Origin of the sequence: Streptococcus suis, from assembly GCF_024509555.1 — a bacterium.
GTDB lineage: Bacteria > Bacillota > Bacilli > Lactobacillales > Streptococcaceae > Streptococcus > Streptococcus suis_AD.
This window is the reverse complement of record NZ_JAMWEL010000013.1, coordinates 40,735-61,194: the sequence shown is the minus strand read 5'-3', so window position 1 is coordinate 61,194 and position 20,460 is coordinate 40,735. Positions and strand designations below refer to the sequence as shown.

At 38.2% G+C, this 20,460-nt stretch carries 20 protein-coding genes; 13 read left to right on the top strand and 7 right to left on the bottom strand.

Features of this window, described 5'->3' with window-relative positions:
* Position 1: 1 nt before the first annotated feature.
* The gene (locus NF418_RS06885) at positions 2–1,786 is read left to right on the top strand and encodes a DUF262 domain-containing protein (protein ID WP_256778971.1); all 1,785 of its coding nucleotides are present in this window, start codon (positions 2–4) and stop codon (positions 1,784–1,786) included.
* Between the two features lie 206 nt (positions 1,787–1,992).
* On the opposite strand, the gene NF418_RS06880 is transcribed toward NF418_RS06885, so the two are convergent.
* Together NF418_RS06880 and NF418_RS06875 are read right to left on the bottom strand one after the other, a co-directional pair.
* Positions 1,993–2,292: a DUF5960 family protein gene (locus tag NF418_RS06880; protein WP_256778970.1), complete on the bottom strand. Its 300-nt coding sequence runs from the start codon at positions 2,290–2,292 to the stop codon at positions 1,993–1,995.
* A 10-nt stretch (positions 2,293–2,302) separates the two neighbouring features.
* The gene (locus tag NF418_RS06875) at positions 2,303–2,572 is read right to left on the bottom strand and encodes a hypothetical protein (RefSeq protein ID WP_256778984.1); all 270 of its coding nucleotides are present in this window, start codon (positions 2,570–2,572) and stop codon (positions 2,303–2,305) included.
* Between NF418_RS06875 and NF418_RS06870 the strand changes: the two genes are divergently transcribed.
* The 10 genes from NF418_RS06870 to tnpA all read left to right on the top strand — a co-directional run bounded on the left by NF418_RS06870 (position 2,514) and on the right by tnpA (position 11,711).
* Complete coding sequence (locus tag NF418_RS06870) at positions 2,514–2,750, top strand: hypothetical protein (RefSeq protein ID WP_256778969.1); 237 nt, start codon at positions 2,514–2,516, stop codon at positions 2,748–2,750. The genes NF418_RS06875 and NF418_RS06870 overlap by 59 nt on opposite strands.
* A gap of 89 nt (positions 2,751–2,839) precedes the next feature.
* Positions 2,840–3,913: a hypothetical protein gene (locus NF418_RS06865; protein ID WP_256778968.1), complete on the top strand. Its 1,074-nt coding sequence runs from the start codon at positions 2,840–2,842 to the stop codon at positions 3,911–3,913.
* Positions 3,914–4,667: 754 nt separating this feature from the next.
* A complete protein-coding gene (locus NF418_RS06860) occupies positions 4,668–5,624 on the top strand; it encodes a DNA/RNA non-specific endonuclease (RefSeq protein WP_256778967.1) in 957 nt (318 codons plus the stop codon).
* A gap of 298 nt (positions 5,625–5,922) precedes the next feature.
* On the top strand, positions 5,923–6,570 hold the full coding sequence (locus NF418_RS06855) for a tetratricopeptide repeat protein (RefSeq protein WP_256778966.1): 648 nt from the start codon (positions 5,923–5,925) through the stop codon (positions 6,568–6,570).
* Positions 6,533–6,934, top strand: a complete 402-nt coding sequence (locus NF418_RS06850; protein WP_256778965.1) for a hypothetical protein — start codon at positions 6,533–6,535, stop codon at positions 6,932–6,934. The genes NF418_RS06855 and NF418_RS06850 overlap by 38 nt, the downstream gene beginning before the upstream one ends.
* A gap of 2 nt (positions 6,935–6,936) precedes the next feature.
* A complete protein-coding gene (locus NF418_RS06845) occupies positions 6,937–7,725 on the top strand; it encodes a nucleotidyltransferase domain-containing protein (RefSeq protein WP_256778964.1) in 789 nt (262 codons plus the stop codon).
* A 54-nt stretch (positions 7,726–7,779) separates the two neighbouring features.
* Positions 7,780–8,418 carry a hypothetical protein gene (locus tag NF418_RS06840; protein WP_256778963.1) on the top strand — a complete coding sequence of 213 codons (639 nt, stop codon included), beginning with the start codon at positions 7,780–7,782 and terminating at the stop codon, positions 8,416–8,418.
* A gap of 2 nt (positions 8,419–8,420) precedes the next feature.
* Positions 8,421–9,452: a hypothetical protein gene (locus tag NF418_RS06835; protein ID WP_256778962.1), complete on the top strand. Its 1,032-nt coding sequence runs from the start codon at positions 8,421–8,423 to the stop codon at positions 9,450–9,452.
* A gap of 15 nt (positions 9,453–9,467) precedes the next feature.
* Complete coding sequence (locus tag NF418_RS06830; RefSeq protein WP_256778961.1) at positions 9,468–10,835, top strand: AAA family ATPase; 1,368 nt, start codon at positions 9,468–9,470, stop codon at positions 10,833–10,835.
* Positions 10,836–11,246: 411 nt separating this feature from the next.
* The gene (tnpA, locus tag NF418_RS06825) at positions 11,247–11,711 is read left to right on the top strand and encodes an IS200/IS605-like element ISSsu4 family transposase (protein WP_029172398.1); all 465 of its coding nucleotides are present in this window, start codon (positions 11,247–11,249) and stop codon (positions 11,709–11,711) included.
* A 148-nt stretch (positions 11,712–11,859) separates the two neighbouring features.
* Here tnpA and NF418_RS06820 read toward each other — a convergent pair whose 3' ends face one another.
* The 4 genes from NF418_RS06820 to NF418_RS06805 form a co-directional block, all read right to left on the bottom strand.
* Complete coding sequence (locus NF418_RS06820; RefSeq protein ID WP_256778960.1) at positions 11,860–13,578, bottom strand: phospho-sugar mutase; 1,719 nt, start codon at positions 13,576–13,578, stop codon at positions 11,860–11,862.
* Between the two features lie 90 nt (positions 13,579–13,668).
* Complete coding sequence (locus tag NF418_RS06815; RefSeq protein WP_256778959.1) at positions 13,669–14,238, bottom strand: ECF transporter S component; 570 nt, start codon at positions 14,236–14,238, stop codon at positions 13,669–13,671.
* Positions 14,228–14,773, bottom strand: coding sequence for a phosphopantothenoylcysteine decarboxylase (coaC, locus tag NF418_RS06810; RefSeq protein WP_256778958.1), 546 nt, complete (start codon positions 14,771–14,773; stop codon positions 14,228–14,230). Before coaC ends, NF418_RS06815 begins: the two co-directional genes overlap by 11 nt.
* Positions 14,766–15,461: a phosphopantothenate--cysteine ligase gene (locus NF418_RS06805; protein ID WP_256778957.1), complete on the bottom strand. Its 696-nt coding sequence runs from the start codon at positions 15,459–15,461 to the stop codon at positions 14,766–14,768. The genes coaC and NF418_RS06805 overlap by 8 nt, the downstream gene beginning before the upstream one ends.
* 216 nt (positions 15,462–15,677) lie before the next feature.
* Between NF418_RS06805 and NF418_RS06800 the strand changes: the two genes are divergently transcribed.
* Positions 15,678–17,348, top strand: coding sequence for a formate--tetrahydrofolate ligase (locus NF418_RS06800; protein WP_256778956.1), 1,671 nt, complete (start codon positions 15,678–15,680; stop codon positions 17,346–17,348).
* Between the two features lie 58 nt (positions 17,349–17,406).
* Here NF418_RS06800 and NF418_RS06795 read toward each other — a convergent pair whose 3' ends face one another.
* On the bottom strand, positions 17,407–18,894 hold the full coding sequence (locus NF418_RS06795) for a DUF1846 domain-containing protein (protein ID WP_256778955.1): 1,488 nt from the start codon (positions 18,892–18,894) through the stop codon (positions 17,407–17,409).
* 273 nt (positions 18,895–19,167) lie between these two features.
* Between NF418_RS06795 and NF418_RS06790 the strand changes: the two genes are divergently transcribed.
* Positions 19,168–20,436, top strand: coding sequence for an MFS transporter (locus tag NF418_RS06790; RefSeq protein ID WP_256778954.1), 1,269 nt, complete (start codon positions 19,168–19,170; stop codon positions 20,434–20,436).
* Positions 20,437–20,460: the final 24 nt, after the last annotated feature.

Genomic DNA, 20,460 nt, shown 5'->3' with positions numbered 1-20,460 from the left:
CATGGACAATCATTTAATAATGATTCCAGTTTCAAGAATATTTTCTAATGTTCATTATGAAGTTCCGATTTATCAACGAAATTATGCATGGGGTTCGGACCAAATTGAACAGTTAATCGAAGATATTATGAGCACCAAAGATGATTATTTTTTGGGCAATCTAATCGTTAATCAAAAGGATAATAATGTTTATGAAGTTATTGATGGACAACAGCGCTTGACAACATTATTTTTACTTGAAAGATATTTGGGCATTGCGATAGCTAATGATTCATTACGGTTTGAAGCAAGAAATAAGTCGAATCGAACACTTACAGCATTACCCAATTCAAACCAATTAACTGATGAGTTACTGTCTTCTGAAATTAAAGAGGGCTATAAAATTATTGATGATTATTTTGAGAAGACAGGTCTGAAAGAAGAAAAAGAATCATTCATCAAGCGTTTGGATAAAGTTAATCTCATCCGTGTCCAAGTACCCGCTAAAATCGATTTGAACCATTATTTTGAAATTATGAATACGCGTGGTGAGCAACTCGAATTGCATGAAATTGCCAAAGCAAACATTTTATCAAAAGTTTCATCACCAGAAGCTAAGAAAATAGCTAGTGATATTTGGGAATATTGTTCCAATATGGACTCCTATATTCAAATGAATTATCCTAAAGACAAACGTGATCAGATTTTCAGTAAAGATTGGAGTAGCTTGTCTGATAGGATTGTTGATTTTGATTCATTATCCTGTTGCTATCAAAATGAGACAGTAGATGAAGAAATTTTCACACTTGAAGAAATACTACAAGGTAAGGGAGAACTAAGTGGTGAATCAACATCAAGTGAAGAGTTAGAGAATGAACGATTTGAGTCGATTATTTCTTTCCCAAACTTCTTGTTGCAAGTCAATAAAGCAATTACGATATCAATTGCGGACGATGACTCAAGTTTGGATGATAAGAATTTTTTAATAAATCTTCAGAATAATTGGGCAGATGAATTGTCGGCTAAGCACTTTTTATTTATGCTGCTTAAAGCACGCGTTATATTCGACAAATATGTGTTAAAGCGTGAATTTGCGCGTGACTATAAAGAAACAGGAAAGTGGTCATTACAAAGGCTTGAAAAATATCGTGATACTAGAACAGATAAACCCAAATATATCGGAACGTTTGGCGGAGATGAAGATAATCGAAATAGACAGATTCGAACCTTGCAATCTGCCCTACGTATAACATACACATCTCCAAAAACAATGCATTGGATTTCATTAGTCTTATCAAGCTATTTTAATGATGAGAATGCTGATGTATTAGAGATTCTTGAAAATTATGCTCAATCAAAAGTTGATGCTGCTGGATATGAAACAGCTTCAGGATTTGGTTTTGAGCGGATTGTATTCAGTTATTTAGATTATTTGATTTACCGAGATGGATATTCATTCAATGGTCATGAAATAATTAGTCCACTATCAAGTGATTGGCAATTTCAATTCAGAAGCTCAATTGAACACTTCTATCCTCAACATCCAACAGAGTTGCTCCCTTGGGAAAATGAAGATCTGAATTGCTTTGGTAATTTAGCCTTGATTACGGTCTCTGGTAATTCAACGTTTAATAATGCAACGCCTGTTGGTAAAGCTAGTTCAAACCCAGGAATTATTTCACAGAGTTTGAAGTTGAAAATCATGGCTGAAATGATGAGGCAAAATAACAATATTTGGGATCAAAAATTGGCACACAAACATCAGGACGAGATGTTTAAAATTCTCGTCTCCCAAAAGGGTAAGTGAGAGTAGAGATATTCTTGCAAACCAATCTATTTTGATAAACTAACAAAACCTAAACAATTCATTTAAAAGGAAGAAGTACCAGTACATTCGGCACGATTAGATATTATAGAAAAAATAATTGGTAAGAATCTAGTTGCTTCAATAAAATGGTTATTTTGATTTTATAATGAGATGATAGAAAATAGGAGTGGTCTTTTGCATCACTCCTATTTTTGTGCTAAGTAAGTTGTTATATTCTTGTAAGAATAGCGATAGATTAGCGGATTTTCATCTATGGTACTTATCTCAAATATGAAGAAGTGATTACGATTAGCTCTAGCCTTTTCCTTATTCAGGACAAAGTAGTTCTTACGTGAAGTTGCCATTGTTTTTAGAATATCATCTGTCAGGAAAGTCAATGGAATATTCATGTTGGAGTAGCGGTAGAAGTCACGTTCAAAATCTTGGTAGCTCTCGCTGTAATAGTCCATTTGCAGGTGATTACGATGAAACTCAAGCTGATTCATAAAGCACTTCCTAAACAAGTTCAATACTAATAATATCTTTCAATTTTTGATTGATGTGACCTGTTGTAGTTTTTATCAAAATAAAATCCTTATTCAGACTTGGTATTGTTCCAGTGTAGGAAACACGCTTGTTTTTTTCAATCACTTGAATGCGCGTGTGTAGCTGCCCAGCGTATACTTGACTGAGGAGTAATAATTTCTTCTTTAGTGATAAATCAGATATGGCAGTGGCACTTCTAATTGAGAATGTAGATCTATTGCATGGGAAGTGGACTAAGATTCTGGACGAAAATCGTCCGCTAGAAAAGCATTATTGTACGAAGTTGGCTGAAATGATAAACAAGCCTTCATGGGAATTTGATTCGTATGAGATGTGTCAGGTATTGGACAGAATTACAATTTCAGAAGATGGGCAGATAAGCGTCAAATTTTTAGAGGAGACTGAGGTAGACTTGTAAGAAACTGTGACCGGAAGGTTACAGTTTTTTTGTTGTTTTAGTGGTATAATAGGCATAACAGAAATGAAGTTAAATGTGGGAGTATTATTATGGGTAAGTGGACTTGTCAATGCGGGCATCCAATGAATGACCATTCAGCTCCTGATCCGAATGCTTTTTCAATATATTCGGATGAGTTGTGGGAAGAAATAACAGATACTACAGATGAAAATAATAAAATTGATTACTATGATATTTCTGATGCTTCTTACTATGCTTGGCAATGCCCTAATTGTCACAGTTTGATGGTATTCGGTGAGGATGAGAATCCTAATCGTTATACATTTTATAAATGGATAGATTTAGATAGTAGTGAAGAAGAGCAAGCGGATCAAGCTACTGTTCAAAGTTCATCAGACACAGTTTACAGAGTTGCATCGGTCACTTTCTCAGAGTTTGGTGAGGAATATTCCTATATCTGTGAGGATGAATCAATCAAGGAAGACCATTATGTGGTTGTACCTGTAGGTATCAATAATGTCGAAAAAGTTGCTCATGTTGTAAAAGTACGTCAGGCTACCCAAGAAGATATCTCATATCCAATTAACAAGTTGAAACATGTGATAAAGCGTTATTCGGATTTTGATAAAGAGAGTGCAGAGAAAATTGCAGCTGAGTTAGTAACGTCAGGTCGATGTTTGAAAATTGATGATTTTTCTAAATCAGTAGCAGCAGACGAGTATTTTGATGTTTTGTACAATAAACTTGGACACTGGTGGTTGGAACTCAATGGTGTTCCTATTCCAATGAAAGTTATCCTATCGAATACCAACTATGAGAAGTATCATGTTGACTGTGCTGTACATATCAAACCCCACAATATTCACTATAGTACTTTCCAATCGTTGAAGTTATGTACCGACTTTGAGATTGACGCTTCACGCTGGGTTGATGTCATTTCTGATGAATATGTTTGGGGAAATTCCTGGGAACTTGATGGTATCCAGTTTGGGATAACCTGTGAGGAATCATTAGAGGAGGATGAGGTGACACTTGGCAAATACAGTCGTGTTCCATATTATGTCGATTGGCATCCAGATTGGAGCGATAGATACGGTTTTAATTTAGCTTGGAAACGACATGAATCTGACAAAGACTTGTCGGTAGACTTTTATATTTCTTAGAGTTATAAATTCGTTCTTTTGTATCATAATAAAGCCAAACTAGACTTTTCGTTCTATAGTATAGAGGGTTGCTATCACTATATATTGAAGTTGTGAGTTTGTTAGAAAAACGCAATTAGATTGTCCAACTCGCTCTCTTGTTTTCTGGCAATATACTTTAAAATACGTATCAGTTTGTTCCAATTGTTCAGGACTTGTATTCAGGCTTTGATATATGTAGCCTTGGATTATTTTGTAGATTTTTTACATTAGTTTATATTTGATTCTTATATTAATTATCGTTGGGCTAGGTGTTTGCCGACTTTTGTGGATTTGAATCTGCTATTTTATATAATCTTTAATTAGAGAAGAATTAATAAAATCTTTGAAGAAAGAATCTGACAACATCTAGCCTGATGATGAGTATTAATATTGATAATTTATTGTGTGAAACTTGTTAGAATTGAATTACTTTTAAGTTGAAATTTGGAAATGATATGCTAATAATCTAGAAAATTGTCAGGGTGTCATTTTTTTAATATTTGCAATGTCCACTCATGAAAACTTGTTTTTTATTAAGCAGAATGCAATAATTTGTTGATTTTATGTAGTTGTTGATGTAATATATAGATATAGTTGTTTATTGGTAAAAATGGTATTGCAAATTTCTTTATTTCAATTTGAAAAGTAGCTGCAGTCATTCTAGTATGTAGCTCCCATTCTTAAAAGATTAGTTGTTTATCATGTCATTTTCTATAATACAAGGTGGGTTATTATGAAAAAAATTAGTCTATTTCTATTTGTATTTTTTTCATTTGTAATTAGTGGTTTTACAGTCAAAGCTGGACAAGCTAGTATTGATTATTCAAGTTTAAACTTAATTACCTTTAATGGGAATAAACAACTGCTTCTTGGTGAATTTGATCATTTAGGGAGGGCAACCTCAGCACATATTCAACTTCAGGATAAGGATGAGCCTAAAAAACGCAGAGAACCGCGAATAAAATATACTCCTGTGGGTTGGCATAACTACAAATTCGCCTATGGAAACCAAGGTAAGAAATCTTGGCTTTTCAACAGGGGACATTTAATTGGTTACCAATTCAGTGGTCTTTCCGATGAGGGGAAAAATCTGGTTCCTTTGACTGCCTGGACTAATAGTGGTCATTACAAGGGGACGGATGACAGTAATATTGAAGGGATGCTTTACTATGAAAATCGGCTTGATAATTGGCTAGCGAATCATCCTCATTTTTGGTTAGACTATAAAGTCACTCCTATTTATTCAGGAGAGGAACTGATACCTAGACAAATTTTGCTTCAGTATGTTGGTTTGGATGAATCAGGAAATCTGATAAACATAAACCTAGGTAGTCCGAAGGAATCGATTGACGGGAATGGGATTACAACGGTTGTTTTAGATAATTACTCTAAAAATGCATCCATTGATTATTTGAAAGGTACTGCAACACCTTCATTAGTACCAATTGAGGAAAGTAGTCAATCTGCATCCTCTCATGCAGTAACTGATTCACAACCAAGTGAGAGTGCGCAAGTCAGTCTACCAGCTACTCAACTAGCACCAGTTGTTTATGTAGCTCGAAACGGGTCAGCTAATGTATATTGGTACCAAAAGGAAAACATGCCTGCCAATACTAATTTTGCAAAGGTTGTTGAAATGTCTGAGGAGCAAGCACTTCAGCTAGGAAAACGGCACACAACTAAAGAATAATTTTTGAAATAATAAACTTTAATATAACAAAAAATAGGAGTAGTCTGTTGGTCTGCTCCTATTAAACTTTCTGTTAATAGAGTAAGGTAAGCCGAAATTGACTATATCAAAGTTGATTCAAATGCCAATACCTCTTGTCATCATGGCATATATGTTTTAGTTTATTTATTATTTTAATGGTATAATCAATATAAAAAGATTAAAAATAATATATGTAACAGTGATTAAAGTAAAGGATAATCAAAGGATTTTAATAAATATATTAATCGTAATCAATACTCAAATGGAGGAAAGCAAAATGAACAATACAGTAGAATTATCAGCGGCAGATTATAAAGCGATTGAGGGAAATGATTCTCGTTACCTGAATAGCAAAGGTGCGAATTATTACCGTGAAGGACAATACAGTCTTGCAGCTTCCTATTATCATTTGGCAGGCAGTATGGGAAATTCTGATGCGCTGTCAAATTTAGGCTATTGTTATCTCTATGGTCGACATACTGATCCCAATTTGTCATTAGCTATCGCCTACTTTAAATTGGCTGCTCAAAAAGGAAATCTCGATGCTACATATAAATTAGGTGACATATATGGAACTGTGAAGTGGGGAATACAGAACATTGAATTGTCTATCTATTATTATCGATTGGCTGCATCCAATCTTTTAGATGAACCATTAGAGGCCCTACATGATATTAGCTGGTGTCATAGCTTGCAAAACTATCCTAGTCTCTGCCTTGCTTTAGGGAAATCTATGCTTCCGGAAGGACAACTTTTTACCAATTTTGACCTTGCCTATCAGTTCTTGGTATTTGCAAAGAAGGGGTATGAATTCGAGCTGCAAAACAGAGGGTATTATTACCAATCAGCCTATGAGCAGGTTGTAAAATTATTGGAAGATCCACAGTTTGACAGTATTAGAAATAAATGGGATGATTTATTTTGAGGTGGAAAAAATGGGAGAAGTGGATATTGAAATTGATGGTTTTTGGTGTAAAGAATGTGAGGAATTGCATCCGACGCTTTTTTGGCATAAAAAATTTGATAACTATTTACGGAATCGTAGAGAAGTTTGGGAGCAACAAAAGAAGGTTCGCCCTAATCTTTTTAAAGATGCTCTTTATGAGGATAGATTACCAATATTGGGCCTAGCTGAACAAAGACATCGAGGAACTTGTGTCTCTTGTGGACACCTGACCTATTTTACCAGTCTAAAAACGAAACGTTTTATCTGTTCTAATGAATGCAAGTATGCTGATAATCCATATGATTTTAAATCATATGAGGATTATCTAAAGAAAGAAAAGTAATAATGAAAACACAAAATGAAATGATGACCTTAGTCCCCCAAAAATTACGGGATATTGAAGAAAGATATGATGTCGAAGTCTTGTGGGCAGTAGAGTCGGGCAGTAGAGCTTGGGGGTTTGAGTCTCCTGATAGTGATTTTGATGTTCGATTTATCTATAAACGCAAGATACAAGACTACCTCAAGTTGACACCTGACAGGGATGTGATTGAATTGCCTATTGATGAAACCTGGGATGTGAGTGGTTGGGATTTGGACAAAACTTTGAAACTCTTGTTTAAGTCAAACCCAACCTTATTTGAATGGTTGCAGTCGCCGATTGTCTATCATCAGACAGATTTTATTGAGCGAATTCGCCAGTATGCTCAGACCTATTTTTCTAAGAAAAAGATGCTCCATCATTATCTCAACACTGCAAAAGGCCATATGCAAAAATACCTACTTAGTGAACAGGTCAAACCCAAAAAATATTTTTATGCTTTACGCCCTATTTTGGCATGTCGTTGGATTGAGAAATACCATTCCATTCCCCCTATTTTGTTTGAAGACCTTGTCCAGGATTTGCTACCAGAGGAAATGAAACCCCATGTCGCAGCATTGCTGGACTTGAAAATCAACCATCCAGAAGAAACACTCATTTCACCCTTACTTCCGATTCAAAACTATGTGGAAGAAAGCATTCGAGAAATTGAAGCCTATCTCCAAACTGTTCAGGAAGAGAAACGAGATATTTCAGCTCTGAATAACTTCTTTTTGGAAGAATTAGGGATGGGGAGAGAGGGAAATGAGTAGATGTGAAATGTGATATAATAAAAGAAAAATTATTGTATAGAATGAGAAGAGAGTATGAAATATAATGACTTCATAAAAGAAACTATAATGGATTTCAGTTCTATAGAGTTTAAGAATATCAAAGCTTTACTTATTGGAGAGTATATTCAATTTTCCTTTTTGGAGGATAATCGGATTGATCAGTATATTTTTTCTGAAAAATTATGTGATTATTTAGAAAAATTGGAATTGAAGACCAAGATACCTTTTCAAAAACACTTGGTTTATTACAGTATTTTCTTAGATAAATTGGTTTCAAATAAAATTGCCAAAGCACCAAAAGGCAATTTGAAGGCCATGCCCCCCCATCTTATACCTAGATCTCGACGCTATTATGAAAAAGCAAAGGCAAGTGGAAAAAAAGGTCTCCATTCTGTCCATCAATTGATTGATTATTGCAGAGTTATGTTCTGTCTTTACAATTCTGCTCTCCAATCTGATGCTAAGCAATTTGAAAATTTTGATTTATCGATTGATGCTCTATCTATTGAAAAAATTATTTTCAATATGAAGCAGGAACAGGCTAAAAAATTGAACTATCAAGTGGCAGAAGTTTTCTCAAAGAATGGAATCTATTCAAGTGAAGTTTTTTACCTAATCATGACAATCATCGTCTATTGTGAGTTAAAGAATAGCAAGAACCAAGGAGAGTAGCAATGTCTAATGTCATAAATATTCATAGTCTGCAGGAACTGTATCGTTTTCTTAATGAGAAAAATGTCCTTGAAATAGTGGTGCGAGGGAATAATAAACAAATACGAGCGATTCAGAAAGTTGCGATTAATCAAGTTCAAAATAAAGAGGCTGCTCAATTGGTAAATCAGGCCTTTCAAGCAATACATAAAAATTTACAATTAACCAATAATGGGCTTCAATTGCTTCAGAATGTTACTGTTTTACAAAATCTAACCCTTGCATTGAATTGCTTGAATCTGGTTGCAACCTGTGCAGGCTTTGCAATTTTATATGCTGAACTCGAACAAATGAGTGAGGAAATTGCTCAACAAATTCAACATCTCCATCAAACTGTAAAACAAGGACATGATATTCAGACTGGCTATGAATTTAATAAAGTTCTTTCTTCATATACTGACATGTTGGATGCAAGAAGACGCCAAAATCCATATTCTGAAGAAATAATGCGTGAACTAGTTGATCAACTATACAATGTTTTACAGTTATTAATTGCTGTTTTTAAGAAGGAAATTGCAACAGATAAAAGTTCAATCATCTTGTCAATTTTCTCGCTTCTTTCTATGTTAACCATGTCATTACGTTTTTATGATGAGCTCTACTATTTTAATAATAAGGAAAAACTAAATAGTGGAAGTGTATGGCATTCTGCTCATGATAGATGGATGGGTGTATATGATGTGTTGCAATCAAGTTGGTTTTTGGAAAGATTACAAGACTATGCATTTTTGGAGTCTGATATGACAACAGTTGAAATGGATATCTACTGCAAAGAATTAATGGAAGAAGTTTCTTCTCAGAAGGAGGTAGTTGAAGATAATCAAGCACTCATTCTTGCTTTGGATGATCAACAAACTTTCCAAACTTTTAATCAAGTTAATACAGCTGAACTAAAAGAAACTATTGTATCCAGTTTGGACGAATCTTTAGATCAAGATTCGGCTGCCTCGCGTCAAGTCTATCAGGCCATCATGGATCAAGTCGCTCTGATTTAAATTTGAGGTTTGAAAATGGATTTAGAAATCAAAAATGCTATGGATAGGTTGTTGATTGCATGTGAAAAAGTTGAAAGCAAACAGCTACCAATATCTTTGACAGTTTCATTGAAGCAATTGGTTCTTCAAGAAATCCTTACTTTTATTCACAGAATATCATTGACTGATGGCACAGAGCGAATCAATCTTTTTGTTAACACTTATCTATCGGGGATTCAAGTTGAAGTTTCTGAGGCTGATGCTAATAAACTAGAAAAAATTCCTTCAGCTTTCAAACTTCTATGTCAAATAGATCAAATAAATAAGGAGAGTGAAGGATCTGTACTTTCTGAACTCTATCTAAAAACAATCACGTCAATTGGAAGACACTATACACTAAGTAAGGATCATAAAAAATTGACGGATATTCAAGGTTTTGTTGATCATGTGAAATACCTACAACAATATATGACGGCTGGTCTGATTTCGGATTTAGGAGAGGCAGCAGTTGCTGAGAAATTGTTGGTCGTCAACAAAAGAGAACAAGAGGTTGGATTAGAAGAAAGTTCTCCTTCTGTAACTGCTGAAACGATTGAAGAGGTGTTAGACCAAATAAACCAGTTGATTGGACTAGATGCTGTAAAAAAAGAGGTTCATAATTTAACAAACTTACTACGTCTCAATAAAATGAGACAAGAACGGGGATTCAAAACCCTAAAAACCTCCAATCATTTGGTGTTCCTAGGAAATCCAGGAACTGGAAAAACGACCGTTGCTAGATTCATTGCTAAGATTTACAAGTCTTTGGGGATTTTATCAGAAGGGCAGTTGATTGAAGTAGATCGGGCTGACTTAGTTGCTGGTTATGTTGGGCAAACTGCAATCAAGACGCGAGAGGTAATTGACAAGGCACTGGGTGGAATCTTATTTATTGATGAGGCCTACACATTGGCTAAAGGTGGGACAGATTTTGGTCAAGAAGCGATTGATACAATTTTAAAAGCCATGGAAGATAAGCGCGATGATTTTGTAGTTATCGTTGCAGGATATTCTGATCCAATGAATGATTTCCTGGAATCAAATCCTGGTTTAAGGTCGCGTTTCAATAAGTTGATACATTTTCCCGATTACACTGCTGAAGAATTATTGGAAATTTTTAACTCATATTGCCAGACAAATGAGATGCGAATTTCATCCGATGCAAGCCTTATTTTAAAACAGTATTTACAAGAGATTTGTGATAAGAAACCGCAAAATTTTGCAAATGGCCGAGCAGTTCGAAATATTTTTGAAACTTCATTGTCCCTTCAAGCTAATCGTCTTGCACAGAAAGAGCAGATTAATGATGATGAATTGATGCTAATTACAGCGGATGACTTGTCTTTCACTCAGCAAGAGATGTGACCTGCAAAGAAAAATGGAAGAAGGTTCTCGAATTTGGAGACCAGAAATTATTGAATGCATATAAATTGAATAGTCTTTCTTTTTGCTATACATTGAAATTGGTTGAATGATCTCTGAGTTATACTCAATTTTAATAACATCTGAGATTGATTGTCGAAGTAAATGTATTTACACTTTAAATGTCGATCTAAATTTTCTCACCTTCTATTGATATTGTATTTAGAAAATACTAAAAGAGCCGCGTCTGCGACTCTTTTTGCTTTATGTGACTTTTAGTCCGTCACGCTCCGTAAGGTGCGTGACAAATAAACCACCCGCTATGCGGGTGCGCGACGAAGGTTATACCAAAAAAACTCCAAACGCGATACAATAAAGGTGTTCAATCCTATTGTAAAGCGAAAGGAGAAAAATATGGCGCAAAAAGCACATAGTTTATCACATACAAAGTGGTTATGTAAATACCACATTGTCTTCACCCCTAAGTATAGACGAAAAATTATCTATAATCAATATCGAAGTAGTCTTGGAGAGATATTTCGACGATTGTGTAGTTATAAAGGTGTTGAAATTATAGAAGGTCATCTGATGCCAGACCATGTTCATATGTTAGTCAGTATTCCTCCAAGGTTAAGTGTATCAAGTTTTATGGGCTATTTAAAAGGCAAGAGTGCTCTTATGATGTTTGATAAACACGCCAATCTCAAATATAAATTTGGCAATCGTCATTTCTGGGCAGAGGGATATTATGTAAGTACGGTTGGACTTAATGAAGCCACAATTAAGAAATATATACAAGAACAGGAAAAACATGATATAGCACTTGATAAGTTAAGTGTAAAAGAGTATGAAGATCCCTTTAGGGATAATGGCAAGTAGTACGAATGTCTCTTTAAGAGGCTAGTGACGAGTCAAAAGCAGTGAGGCTTGAACAAAGTGAAAGCCAGCGTCTTTAGGCGCTGGCTGGTGATGTGGGCTTATAGCCCTTGTTCAAACCACCCGTTTGACGGGTGGTCATGATTTAATCTTACCCAACAAATTCGTTGATTTCTTTTTCGATATTAGCGATTTTTTCTTCTGCTTCAGCAAGTGTTTCACCGACTGTTGCGATGTAGAATTTGATTTTTGGTTCTGTTCCTGAAGGACGAACGGCAAACCATGAATCATCTGCCAAGGTGTATTTCAAGACATCTGATGGAGGAGTAGTGAGTTTTTCAACGTTTCCATCTTTGCCTGTCTTAGTTTGAAGGGCAAAGTCTTCAAATACTGCGATGTCAGTTGCGTTGAATTGGGCTGGTGAATTGTCACGGAATTTAGCCATGATTGCCTTGATTTGCTCTGCACCATCTTTACCAGAAAGTGTGACAGAAATTGTTTTCTCAGCGAAGTAACCGTATTCCTTGAAGATTTCATCGATACCGTCAGCCAAGGTCATGCCACGTGAACGGTAGTAGGCAGCAATTTCAGCAACAATAAGAACTGCTTGGATAGCATCCTTGTCACGTACGAATGGCTTGATGAGGTAACCGAAGCTTTCTTCAAAACCAAACATGTAGGTATGGTTATGTTTTTCTTCAAACTCTTGAATTTTCTCAGCGATAAACTTGAAGCCAGTTAATACATTAAACATGGTAGCGCCGTAGCTTTCAGCAATCTTAGTGACCAACTCAGTTGATACGATTGACTTAGCAAGTGCAGCGTTTGCTGGAAGTGTACCTGCTTGCTTGTGGGCTTCAAGGATGTACTTAGCAATGATAGCGCCGATTTGGTTACCAGAAAGGTTCCAGTATGAACCGTCAGCTTGACGAACTTCAACACCAACACGGTCAGCGTCAGGGTCAGTTGCAAGAAGGACGTCCGCACCGACTTCACGGCCGAGTTCTTCTGCAAGGGCAAATGCAGCTTGGCTTTCTGGGTTTGGTGAAGCGACAGTAGAGAAGTCGGGGTCAGCAGTTGCTTGTGCTTCAACAACTTGAACAGATTCAAAACCAGCCTGTGCAAGGGCACGACGCGCCAACATTTCACCCGTACCATGAAGCGGTGTGTAGACAATCTTCATGTCTTTACCGTATTCAGCAATCAATTCAGGGTTGATGTTGAGGTCTCTGAGTTCTTCCAGATATTGAACGTCAGTTTCTTCGCCAAGAACCGTAATCAAACCATTTTCTTTACTTGCTTCAAGGTCAGCTAGTTCAACTGCAAATGGATTGTCGATGGCACGGATGAAGTTGGTCAATGCATCTGCATCAGCAGGAGGCATTTGTCCACCGTCTTCACCGTAAACCTTGTAGCCGTTAAATTCTTTCGGGTTGTGGCTGGCAGTCACCATGATACCTGCGATGGCATTGTAATGGCGCACAGCGAATGACAACTCAGGAGTTGGACGAAGGCTTTCAAATACATAAGATTTGATACCATGCGCTGCCAAAACTTGAGCTGATTCAAAAGCAAATTCTGGCGAGAAGTGACGTGAATCGTAAGCGATGGCAACACCACGTTTTTTAGCTTCTTCACCTTTTGATTCTACCAATTTTGCCAAACCTTCAGTAGCTTGACGGACTACGAATACGTTGATGCGGTTGGTACCAGCGCCAATATAGCCGCGCATACCGGCCGTACCAAACTCAAGGTTTGTGTAGAAGGCATCTTCTTTGGTCTTTTCATCCATTGCAACTAATTCTTCACGCAAGTAGTCTGGAAGTCCAGCAAAATCTAGCCATGTTTGATAGGTTTCTTGATAAGTCATCGCATATCTCCTTAAAGATTTTTCTATTAAACGCTTTCATTATACCATGTTTGAAAAGAAAAATCACGCTTTCACGTGATTTTCTGATATTTATTTTTTAACTTTCTGTAAAACTGGAACTATTGCAAGGGTCAGAATGGTTGCAATCACCATTTCAGTAATTGAGTTGACAGAAACAATGGCTGCTAGGACTGCCTTTATATCACCCTTGAAGACCCCGCCGAAGAAAAAGAAAATTCCTGACAGTACAAAGATGGTGTTTGTGACTGTTCCGGTTAACCCTGCGAGTGCAAGACCAGCCTTATTTTGCCACAATTTGTAGATGAAGTAGGGAGTAATTCCAATCAAAATCCGTGGTACAAGTGCGATGAGCACTGAGAATAGATTTCCATTTTCAACAAAAGGTGAGAAGACATAGCTCAAAGGTGAAAGAATAATACTATTGCGGATAATACTCATAATCCCCATGAATCCACCGAGTTGTGCCCCGATACGCGGACCGTAGATGATGCTCGCAATGATAACTGGAATATGTGTGATGGTTGGTTTGATAGGGAGGACAAAAGCGGCAAAAATTGCTTGACTGATGGATTCGATGACCACCATGATGGCGATAAAAATTGCTAGCGTTGCAACTTGATTTGGTCGTCTAGTTTTCATTCAGTGTAGAACTCACTTTCTCTAATATAATCTCAATTTCTGCAAGGGCCCCTGTTCCAAAATCGCCACAAGCAAGAAGGGCTTCGCGTGGTTTAATTTCCTCAAAGCCATATTCTGACAAGGTTTTGAGATTATTCTGTGTGGCAGGGTTCAGGTACATATTGGTATTCATAGCAGGGGCAATCAGCTTTTTAGTTCCAAGGGGCAGGGCCAGGGCTGTTGCAGTGACCATATTGTCTGCCAGCCCGTGGGCTAGTTTAGCGATGGAATTGGCAGAAGCAGGTGCTAGGATAAATAAGTCTGTCGCCTTGGCAATATCAATGTGCTTGATAGAACTAGGATTTTCTTCCAACATGACATCTGTATGGACCAGATTTTTAGTTAGGGATTGGAAGGTCAAGGGTGTGATAAAGTCCATAGCAGAGCGGCTCATTAGGACAGTTACCTGATGTCCGAGTTTGGTCAATTGACTGGTTAAGTCTGCTGCCTTATAAGCAGAAATTGAACCTGTAACGGCAAGGGTAATATTAGCCATGTTTTTCTCCTTTTTCGAGAGTTTCCAAAATCAGCTGGGCAATTTCTGCTTTTGTATTTGCTTTAACTTCCGAAATCTTGTCAACCAGGTAGGCAATGTGTTGATTGCCCTTGATGTCTGTCAAGTCATTTGCAAGAATATAATCTGCTCCATTGCGTTCAATGCTTTGGCGGGCAACAGCAAATAATTCTTCCTGTGTAACATCGACCAAAAGTTTAAACCCGATGAGTTGGATAGTTGGGTTCCATTGTTTGACATAGGAAATAACCTTAGGTGTTTTTTTGAGGAAAAGGACTTGGTAGTCATCCTTTGAAGAAATCTTGCTCTCAGCATTTTTCTTGTCCAACAAACTAGTAACATCTTCGGTTGCCTGAACCTCATCCAAGCCGGTCATGTAAACAGGTGTATAATCCGATACGGCCATGCTATGGATGAGGGCTTCATGGTTTTTAACCAAGGGTTCTAAAGTTGATTTTAAACTTTCAACATTTGTGATTTCAATAATGGTTAAATTCTTCTGTGGTTCAGGCTTGACAGCCTGTTTTGTTGTAACCAGTGTCACTTCATGTCCAAGTTTCAAAGCCTGCTCAGCAATGATTTTTCCAAGATTGCCAGAGGCGTGGTTGGTAATAGATCGAACTTGGTCAATGGCTTCACTGGTGCCACCTGATGTAATCAATAGTTTCATGTACATATTTTACTAGAATTTCCATTTTTCGTAAAGTTTCTGCGACCCATTTTTCACAAAGATTTACTAAATCAAAATATTATTTTACTTAATAGTATATTTAAAATTTAACAGTTGTTAAATCCGTACGTTGTTTACAATATTTATAAGCAACATGCGAAAATTAAAATTCTTATGGTATAATGTTTGTGAAAAATAAGGAATTTAGGAGCTCTCATGAAAACAGATATTGAAATTGCACAAAGTGTGACCTTGAAACCTATTACTGAAATCGTTGAAAAAGTTGGTATCAGCTATGACGATATTGAACTCTATGGAAAATACAAGGCAAAATTGTCCTTTGAAAAAATCAATGCGGTGAAAGACAATGCGCCAGGGAAATTGATCTTGGTTACAGCCATCAACCCTACACCTGCAGGTGAAGGGAAGTCAACAATTACTATCGGTTTGGCTGATGCTTTGTCAAAAATTGGTAAGAAAACTATGATTGCCCTCCGGGAGCCTTCTTTGGGTCCTGTTATGGGTATCAAGGGTGGAGCTGCCGGTGGTGGTTTTGCCCAAGTCTTGCCAATGGAAGATATTAACCTGCACTTTACAGGGGATATGCACGCCATTACAACTGCCAACAATGCTCTCTCTGCCTTGATTGATAACCATATCCATCAAGGAAATGCGATTGGTATTGACCAGCGCCGCATCATCTGGAAACGTGTTGTGGACCTCAACGACCGCGCGCTTCGTAAGGTGACTGTTGGTTTGGGAGGACCGCTTAATGGCATTCCACGTGAAGATGGTTTTGATATCACGGTCGCTTCTGAAATTATGGCTATCTTGTGTTTAGCAACAGATATCAATGATTTGAAAGAACGCTTGGCAAATATTGTGATTGGTTATCGTTTCGACCGCAGTCCTGTCTATGTGCGTGATTTGGCGGTGGAAGGTGCTTTGACCCTCATTTTGAAGGATGCTATTAAACCAAACCTTGTCCAAACTATCTATGGCACGCCAGCCTTTGTCCACGGCGGTCCATTTGCTAACATCGCCCACGGCTGTAACTCAGTCCTCGCTACCACAACTGCTCTGCGTTTGGCGGACTATACCGTCACAGAAGCAGGCTTCGGGGCTGACCTTGGAGCAGAGAAGTTCCTCGACATCAAGGTGCCAAACTTGCCGAAAGCTCCTGATGCAGTAGTTATTGTTGCCACACTCCGTGCCCTTAAAATGCATGGTGGGGTAGCTAAGACAGAACTTTCTGCTGAAAATGTAGAAGCTGTAAAAGCTGGTTTTGCCAACCTCAAACGCCACGTTGAAAATATTCAGAAATACGGTATTCCAGCAGTCGTCGCTATCAATGAATTTGTATCTGACACAGCTGCCGAACTTGCCGCTTTGAAGGAACTTTGCGCTGAAATTGGTGTACCTGTCGAGTTGGCAAGTGTGTGGGCAAATGGTGCTGATGGTGGTATTGAGTTGGCTGAGACAGTTGTTGCTACTATTGAAAATCAAGCAGCCAACTACCAACGACTTTACAAGGCAGAAGATAGCCTGGAAGAAAAAGTAACCAAGATTGTTACCCAAATCTACGGTGGTACAGGTGTTGTCTTTGAGAAGAAGGCTCGCAATCAATTGGCTGAATTTGCTAGGAATGGTTGGGACAAGTTGCCAGTCTGCATGGCCAAGACCCAATACAGCTTCTCAGATGATCAGTTTGCCCTTGGAGCGCCGACAGACTTTGACATTACAGTCCGTGAATTTGTTCCAAAATTGGGAGCAGGTTTCATTGTCGCTCTTACAGGTGATGTCATGACCATGCCAGGTCTTCCAAAAGCACCTGCTGCCCTCAATATGGATGTGGCAGAGGATGGGACAGCAGTTGGTTTGTTCTAAACTGATGAAATAGAAAAAATCCGCTCGACTGGGCGGATTTTTTTGTTAAAAGGGCAAGTTATTTAGCATGATAAAACTTATTATGTTGGTAAATTGGATCAAAGGTTAGATTGATGCCTAATTTACGAAGGACACTCTTATCTTCATCTGAGAGGATAACGGTTGAGTGGGCTTCGCTACCATTTAATTGGCCCAATTCTTTCATGGCTTGTGTAGCGACAGGGCTATCTTGTGCAGTGATGGCAAGGGCGTTAAGGATTTCGCTGGCATCCAAACGAGTATTATTTTTATCCAGATAATCTGCCTTCAATTCTTGAATTGGACGGATGTAGTTTGGTTCGATAAGAAGGGTTTCGTCATCGATTTGTGCGATTTGCTTGATGGCATTGAGAAGGACAGTGGCAGTTGGTTTGAGGAGGTCGGATGTCTTACCTGTGACAATCTCACCATTTGGCAACTGAATAGCTAGGGCAGGGCTGGCTGTCAGCTCTGCTTTTTCGCGCGCAGCGATAACAACCTTACGATTGGCTGGTGTCACGCCAACTTCATTCATAAGGAGTTCAATTTTTTTGACTGCTTGCTCACCAACTCTCTCTGCCTTGAAATCAACCAAGGTTTGGTAGTAGCGACGGATGATTTCTTGCTTAGATGCTTCGATCGCAGCATCTTCGTCCACGATAGAATAGCCCACCATGTTAACGCCCATGTCTGTCGGTGAGGCATAAGGAGACTTGTTCAAAATGCGTTCAAAGGTACGGTTGAGGACAGGGAAGACCTCGATGTCACGGTTGTAATTGACGGCTGTTTTTCCATAGGTTTGTAAGTGGAAAGGGTCAATCATGTTGAGGTCATCCAGGTCAGCAGTTGCTGCTTCATAGGCCAAGTTGACTGGGTGGTGGAGTGGCAAGTTCCAAACTGGGAAGGTTTCAAACTTGGCATAACCTGATGTTACGCCATGCAGTTGGTCGTGGTAAAGTTGGGAGATACAGGTCGCCAATTTACCTGAACCAGGTCCGGGTGCGGTGACAACGACGAGGTTGCGACTAGTTTCGATGTAGTCATTTTTCCCCATCCCTTCTGGTGAGATGATGTGGTCGATATCAGAAGGATAGCTCTTGATTGGGTAGTGGAGGTAGGACTTGATACCATGTTTTTCCAACTGCTTGCGGAAGGCATCAGCGGCTGGTTGGTTGCGGTATTGGGTAATGACCACAGAACCAACATAAATATCAATATCATTGAAGGTATCAATCAAGCGGAAGACTTCTTGGTCGTAAGAAATACCCAAGTCACCACGTGCCTTAGAATGTTCGATATTGCTGGCGTTGATAGCGATGACGATTTCTACTTGGTCTTTTAACTCTTGGAGGAGCTTGATTTTATTATCTGGTTCATAACCTGGTAAAACACGGGCTGCGTGGAAATCTTCTAACATTTTTCCACCAAATTCCATATAGAGTTTGCCTTCGAACTGGGCAATACGTTCTAAAATGTGGTCACGTTGCAAATTCAAGTATTTAGTTGAATCAAATGCGATTTTTTTCATTATAAATATGTCCTCCAAATGTGTATTAATCTCTGGGAAAACAAAAAATAGCTCCCTAAAACTAGGGAGCCTTTTCTCCGACCTCTCAAAAGAGGTGCCCGAACAATACTATAACAAACTGTGCTAATCTTGTCAAGAAAAAGTCAGATAGAAGAAAAATTAAACAATCGCTTAAAAAATATTTAATTTTAATAAAATTAAGTATTGACTTAATTAAAATAAAGTATAAAATAATGTTAAATAAATATTTAATTTTTGTTTAAGGAGATGTTTATGAAAAAGTTGATTCACAGCAAATTATTTCTATCTAGCTTTGTGGCGGACTTGATTTCTAACTTTGGAGATACGCTCTATTATCTGGCTTTGATGAACTATGTTTTACTCTTACCAGATACCAAGTTTGCCCTGGCTATGATTACCACTTCTGAAACCTTGCCGATTTTGGCAGGCCTCTTTATCGGGATTTGGGCAGACAAGACCAGAAACAAATTGGATACTATTCTTGCAACCCTGCTGGTTCGTGTCGGTCTCTATGCCTTTGTTGGCTTCTTGATGGGATTTGCACCAGCCCTCTGGGTTGTGGCGGTGGTCTGCGTCATCAACTTCCTGTCTGACCTTGCTGGTCAATACGAAAACGGTCTCTATATGCCAGTCAGCTTGCGGGTTGTGGCAGCGGAAGACCGTGAAACTGCTATGGCCTTTAAGATGACAGTGAGATCACTTTTGCAAATCGCCTTTCAAGCCAGTGGTGCTATCCTGATCGGATTCATGTCTTACCAGAATCTTGCCTTCTTCAATGCAGGGACCTTCTTGGTCAGCCTTGCAATTATGGCAGGTTTGCGTCCAGCTTTTGCCAAGCTACTGAAGGAAAATCCTATCCAGCAAGCTGAGCAAACAGAAACAGAAGCAGGACTTATCAAGGGCATGCGTAACAGTCTCAAAGAATCCTATCAAGCTGTTCAGAATATTCCTGTTCTCAAAGCGTCAATTGTGACCATTGCCAGCCTGAATGCCATTTTTACCGCACTATCACCATTAGTTATTCTCAATATGAAGGAGTTCTCAGACTTTCTGATTGTCAATGCTGGGACAACCGTTGCTTTGATTTCCATTCTCTTCTCAGTTGGTAGTATCTTGGGGTCAAGTATCGGTATGGCCTTGTTCAAAAATGTCAGCTTAATCAATCTCCTCAAGTTTTCTACTCTTATGCCTGTTTTACTTTTCTCGGGTTTCTTTCTCCACAATATTTATGTGGTATTGACGGTTATTTTTGTGACAGCTATGACTTTGGGTGTCTTCAATCCAAAAATGAGTGCCCTTGTTATGAATGAATTACCAGAGGATAAATTGGCAACTGTTGACGCTGGTATTACAAGCTTCTGTCAAATCGGTATGGTGGCTGGTCAATCCTTGGTTGCCCTAATGGTGACAATCTTATCTGTTACAAGTATTTCCCTCATCTTCCTCTTGCTTTCTGTGGTGCTATTAGCTTATAGCATTTTTACAGGAAAAAATCCTGAAAAGATTGTAGCTAGTGCTTAGGAATAAATCTCTGGTTACTACGAA

What these genes read in the sequence shown, in the direction of transcription:
- NF418_RS06870 (WP_256778969.1), top strand. Translation starts at nt 2,514, where the DNA reads ATGGCAGTGGCACTTCTAATTGAGAATGTAGATCTATTGCATGGGAAG.
- NF418_RS06865 (WP_256778968.1), top strand. Translation starts at nt 2,840, where the DNA reads ATGGGTAAGTGGACTTGTCAATGCGGGCATCCAATGAATGACCATTCA.
- coaC (WP_256778958.1), bottom strand. Translation starts at nt 14,773, where the DNA reads ATGGCTAATATTACCCTTGCCGTTACAGGTTCAATTTCTGCTTATAAG.
- NF418_RS06845 (WP_256778964.1), top strand. Translation starts at nt 6,937, where the DNA reads ATGAAAACACAAAATGAAATGATGACCTTAGTCCCCCAAAAATTACGG.
- NF418_RS06800 (WP_256778956.1), top strand. Translation starts at nt 15,678, where the DNA reads ATGAAAACAGATATTGAAATTGCACAAAGTGTGACCTTGAAACCTATT.
- NF418_RS06830 (WP_256778961.1), top strand. Translation starts at nt 9,468, where the DNA reads ATGGATTTAGAAATCAAAAATGCTATGGATAGGTTGTTGATTGCATGT.
- NF418_RS06855 (WP_256778966.1), top strand. Translation starts at nt 5,923, where the DNA reads ATGAACAATACAGTAGAATTATCAGCGGCAGATTATAAAGCGATTGAG.
- NF418_RS06820 (WP_256778960.1), bottom strand. Translation starts at nt 13,578, where the DNA reads ATGACTTATCAAGAAACCTATCAAACATGGCTAGATTTTGCTGGACTT.
- NF418_RS06795 (WP_256778955.1), bottom strand. Translation starts at nt 18,894, where the DNA reads ATGAAAAAAATCGCATTTGATTCAACTAAATACTTGAATTTGCAACGT.
- NF418_RS06885 (WP_256778971.1), top strand. Translation starts at nt 2, where the DNA reads ATGGACAATCATTTAATAATGATTCCAGTTTCAAGAATATTTTCTAAT.
- NF418_RS06835 (WP_256778962.1), top strand. Translation starts at nt 8,421, where the DNA reads ATGTCTAATGTCATAAATATTCATAGTCTGCAGGAACTGTATCGTTTT.
- NF418_RS06805 (WP_256778957.1), bottom strand. Translation starts at nt 15,461, where the DNA reads ATGAAACTATTGATTACATCAGGTGGCACCAGTGAAGCCATTGACCAA.
- NF418_RS06860 (WP_256778967.1), top strand. Translation starts at nt 4,668, where the DNA reads ATGAAAAAAATTAGTCTATTTCTATTTGTATTTTTTTCATTTGTAATT.
- tnpA (WP_029172398.1), top strand. Translation starts at nt 11,247, where the DNA reads ATGGCGCAAAAAGCACATAGTTTATCACATACAAAGTGGTTATGTAAA.
- NF418_RS06880 (WP_256778970.1), bottom strand. Translation starts at nt 2,292, where the DNA reads ATGAATCAGCTTGAGTTTCATCGTAATCACCTGCAAATGGACTATTAC.
- NF418_RS06815 (WP_256778959.1), bottom strand. Translation starts at nt 14,238, where the DNA reads ATGAAAACTAGACGACCAAATCAAGTTGCAACGCTAGCAATTTTTATC.
- NF418_RS06790 (WP_256778954.1), top strand. Translation starts at nt 19,168, where the DNA reads ATGAAAAAGTTGATTCACAGCAAATTATTTCTATCTAGCTTTGTGGCG.
- NF418_RS06840 (WP_256778963.1), top strand. Translation starts at nt 7,780, where the DNA reads ATGAAATATAATGACTTCATAAAAGAAACTATAATGGATTTCAGTTCT.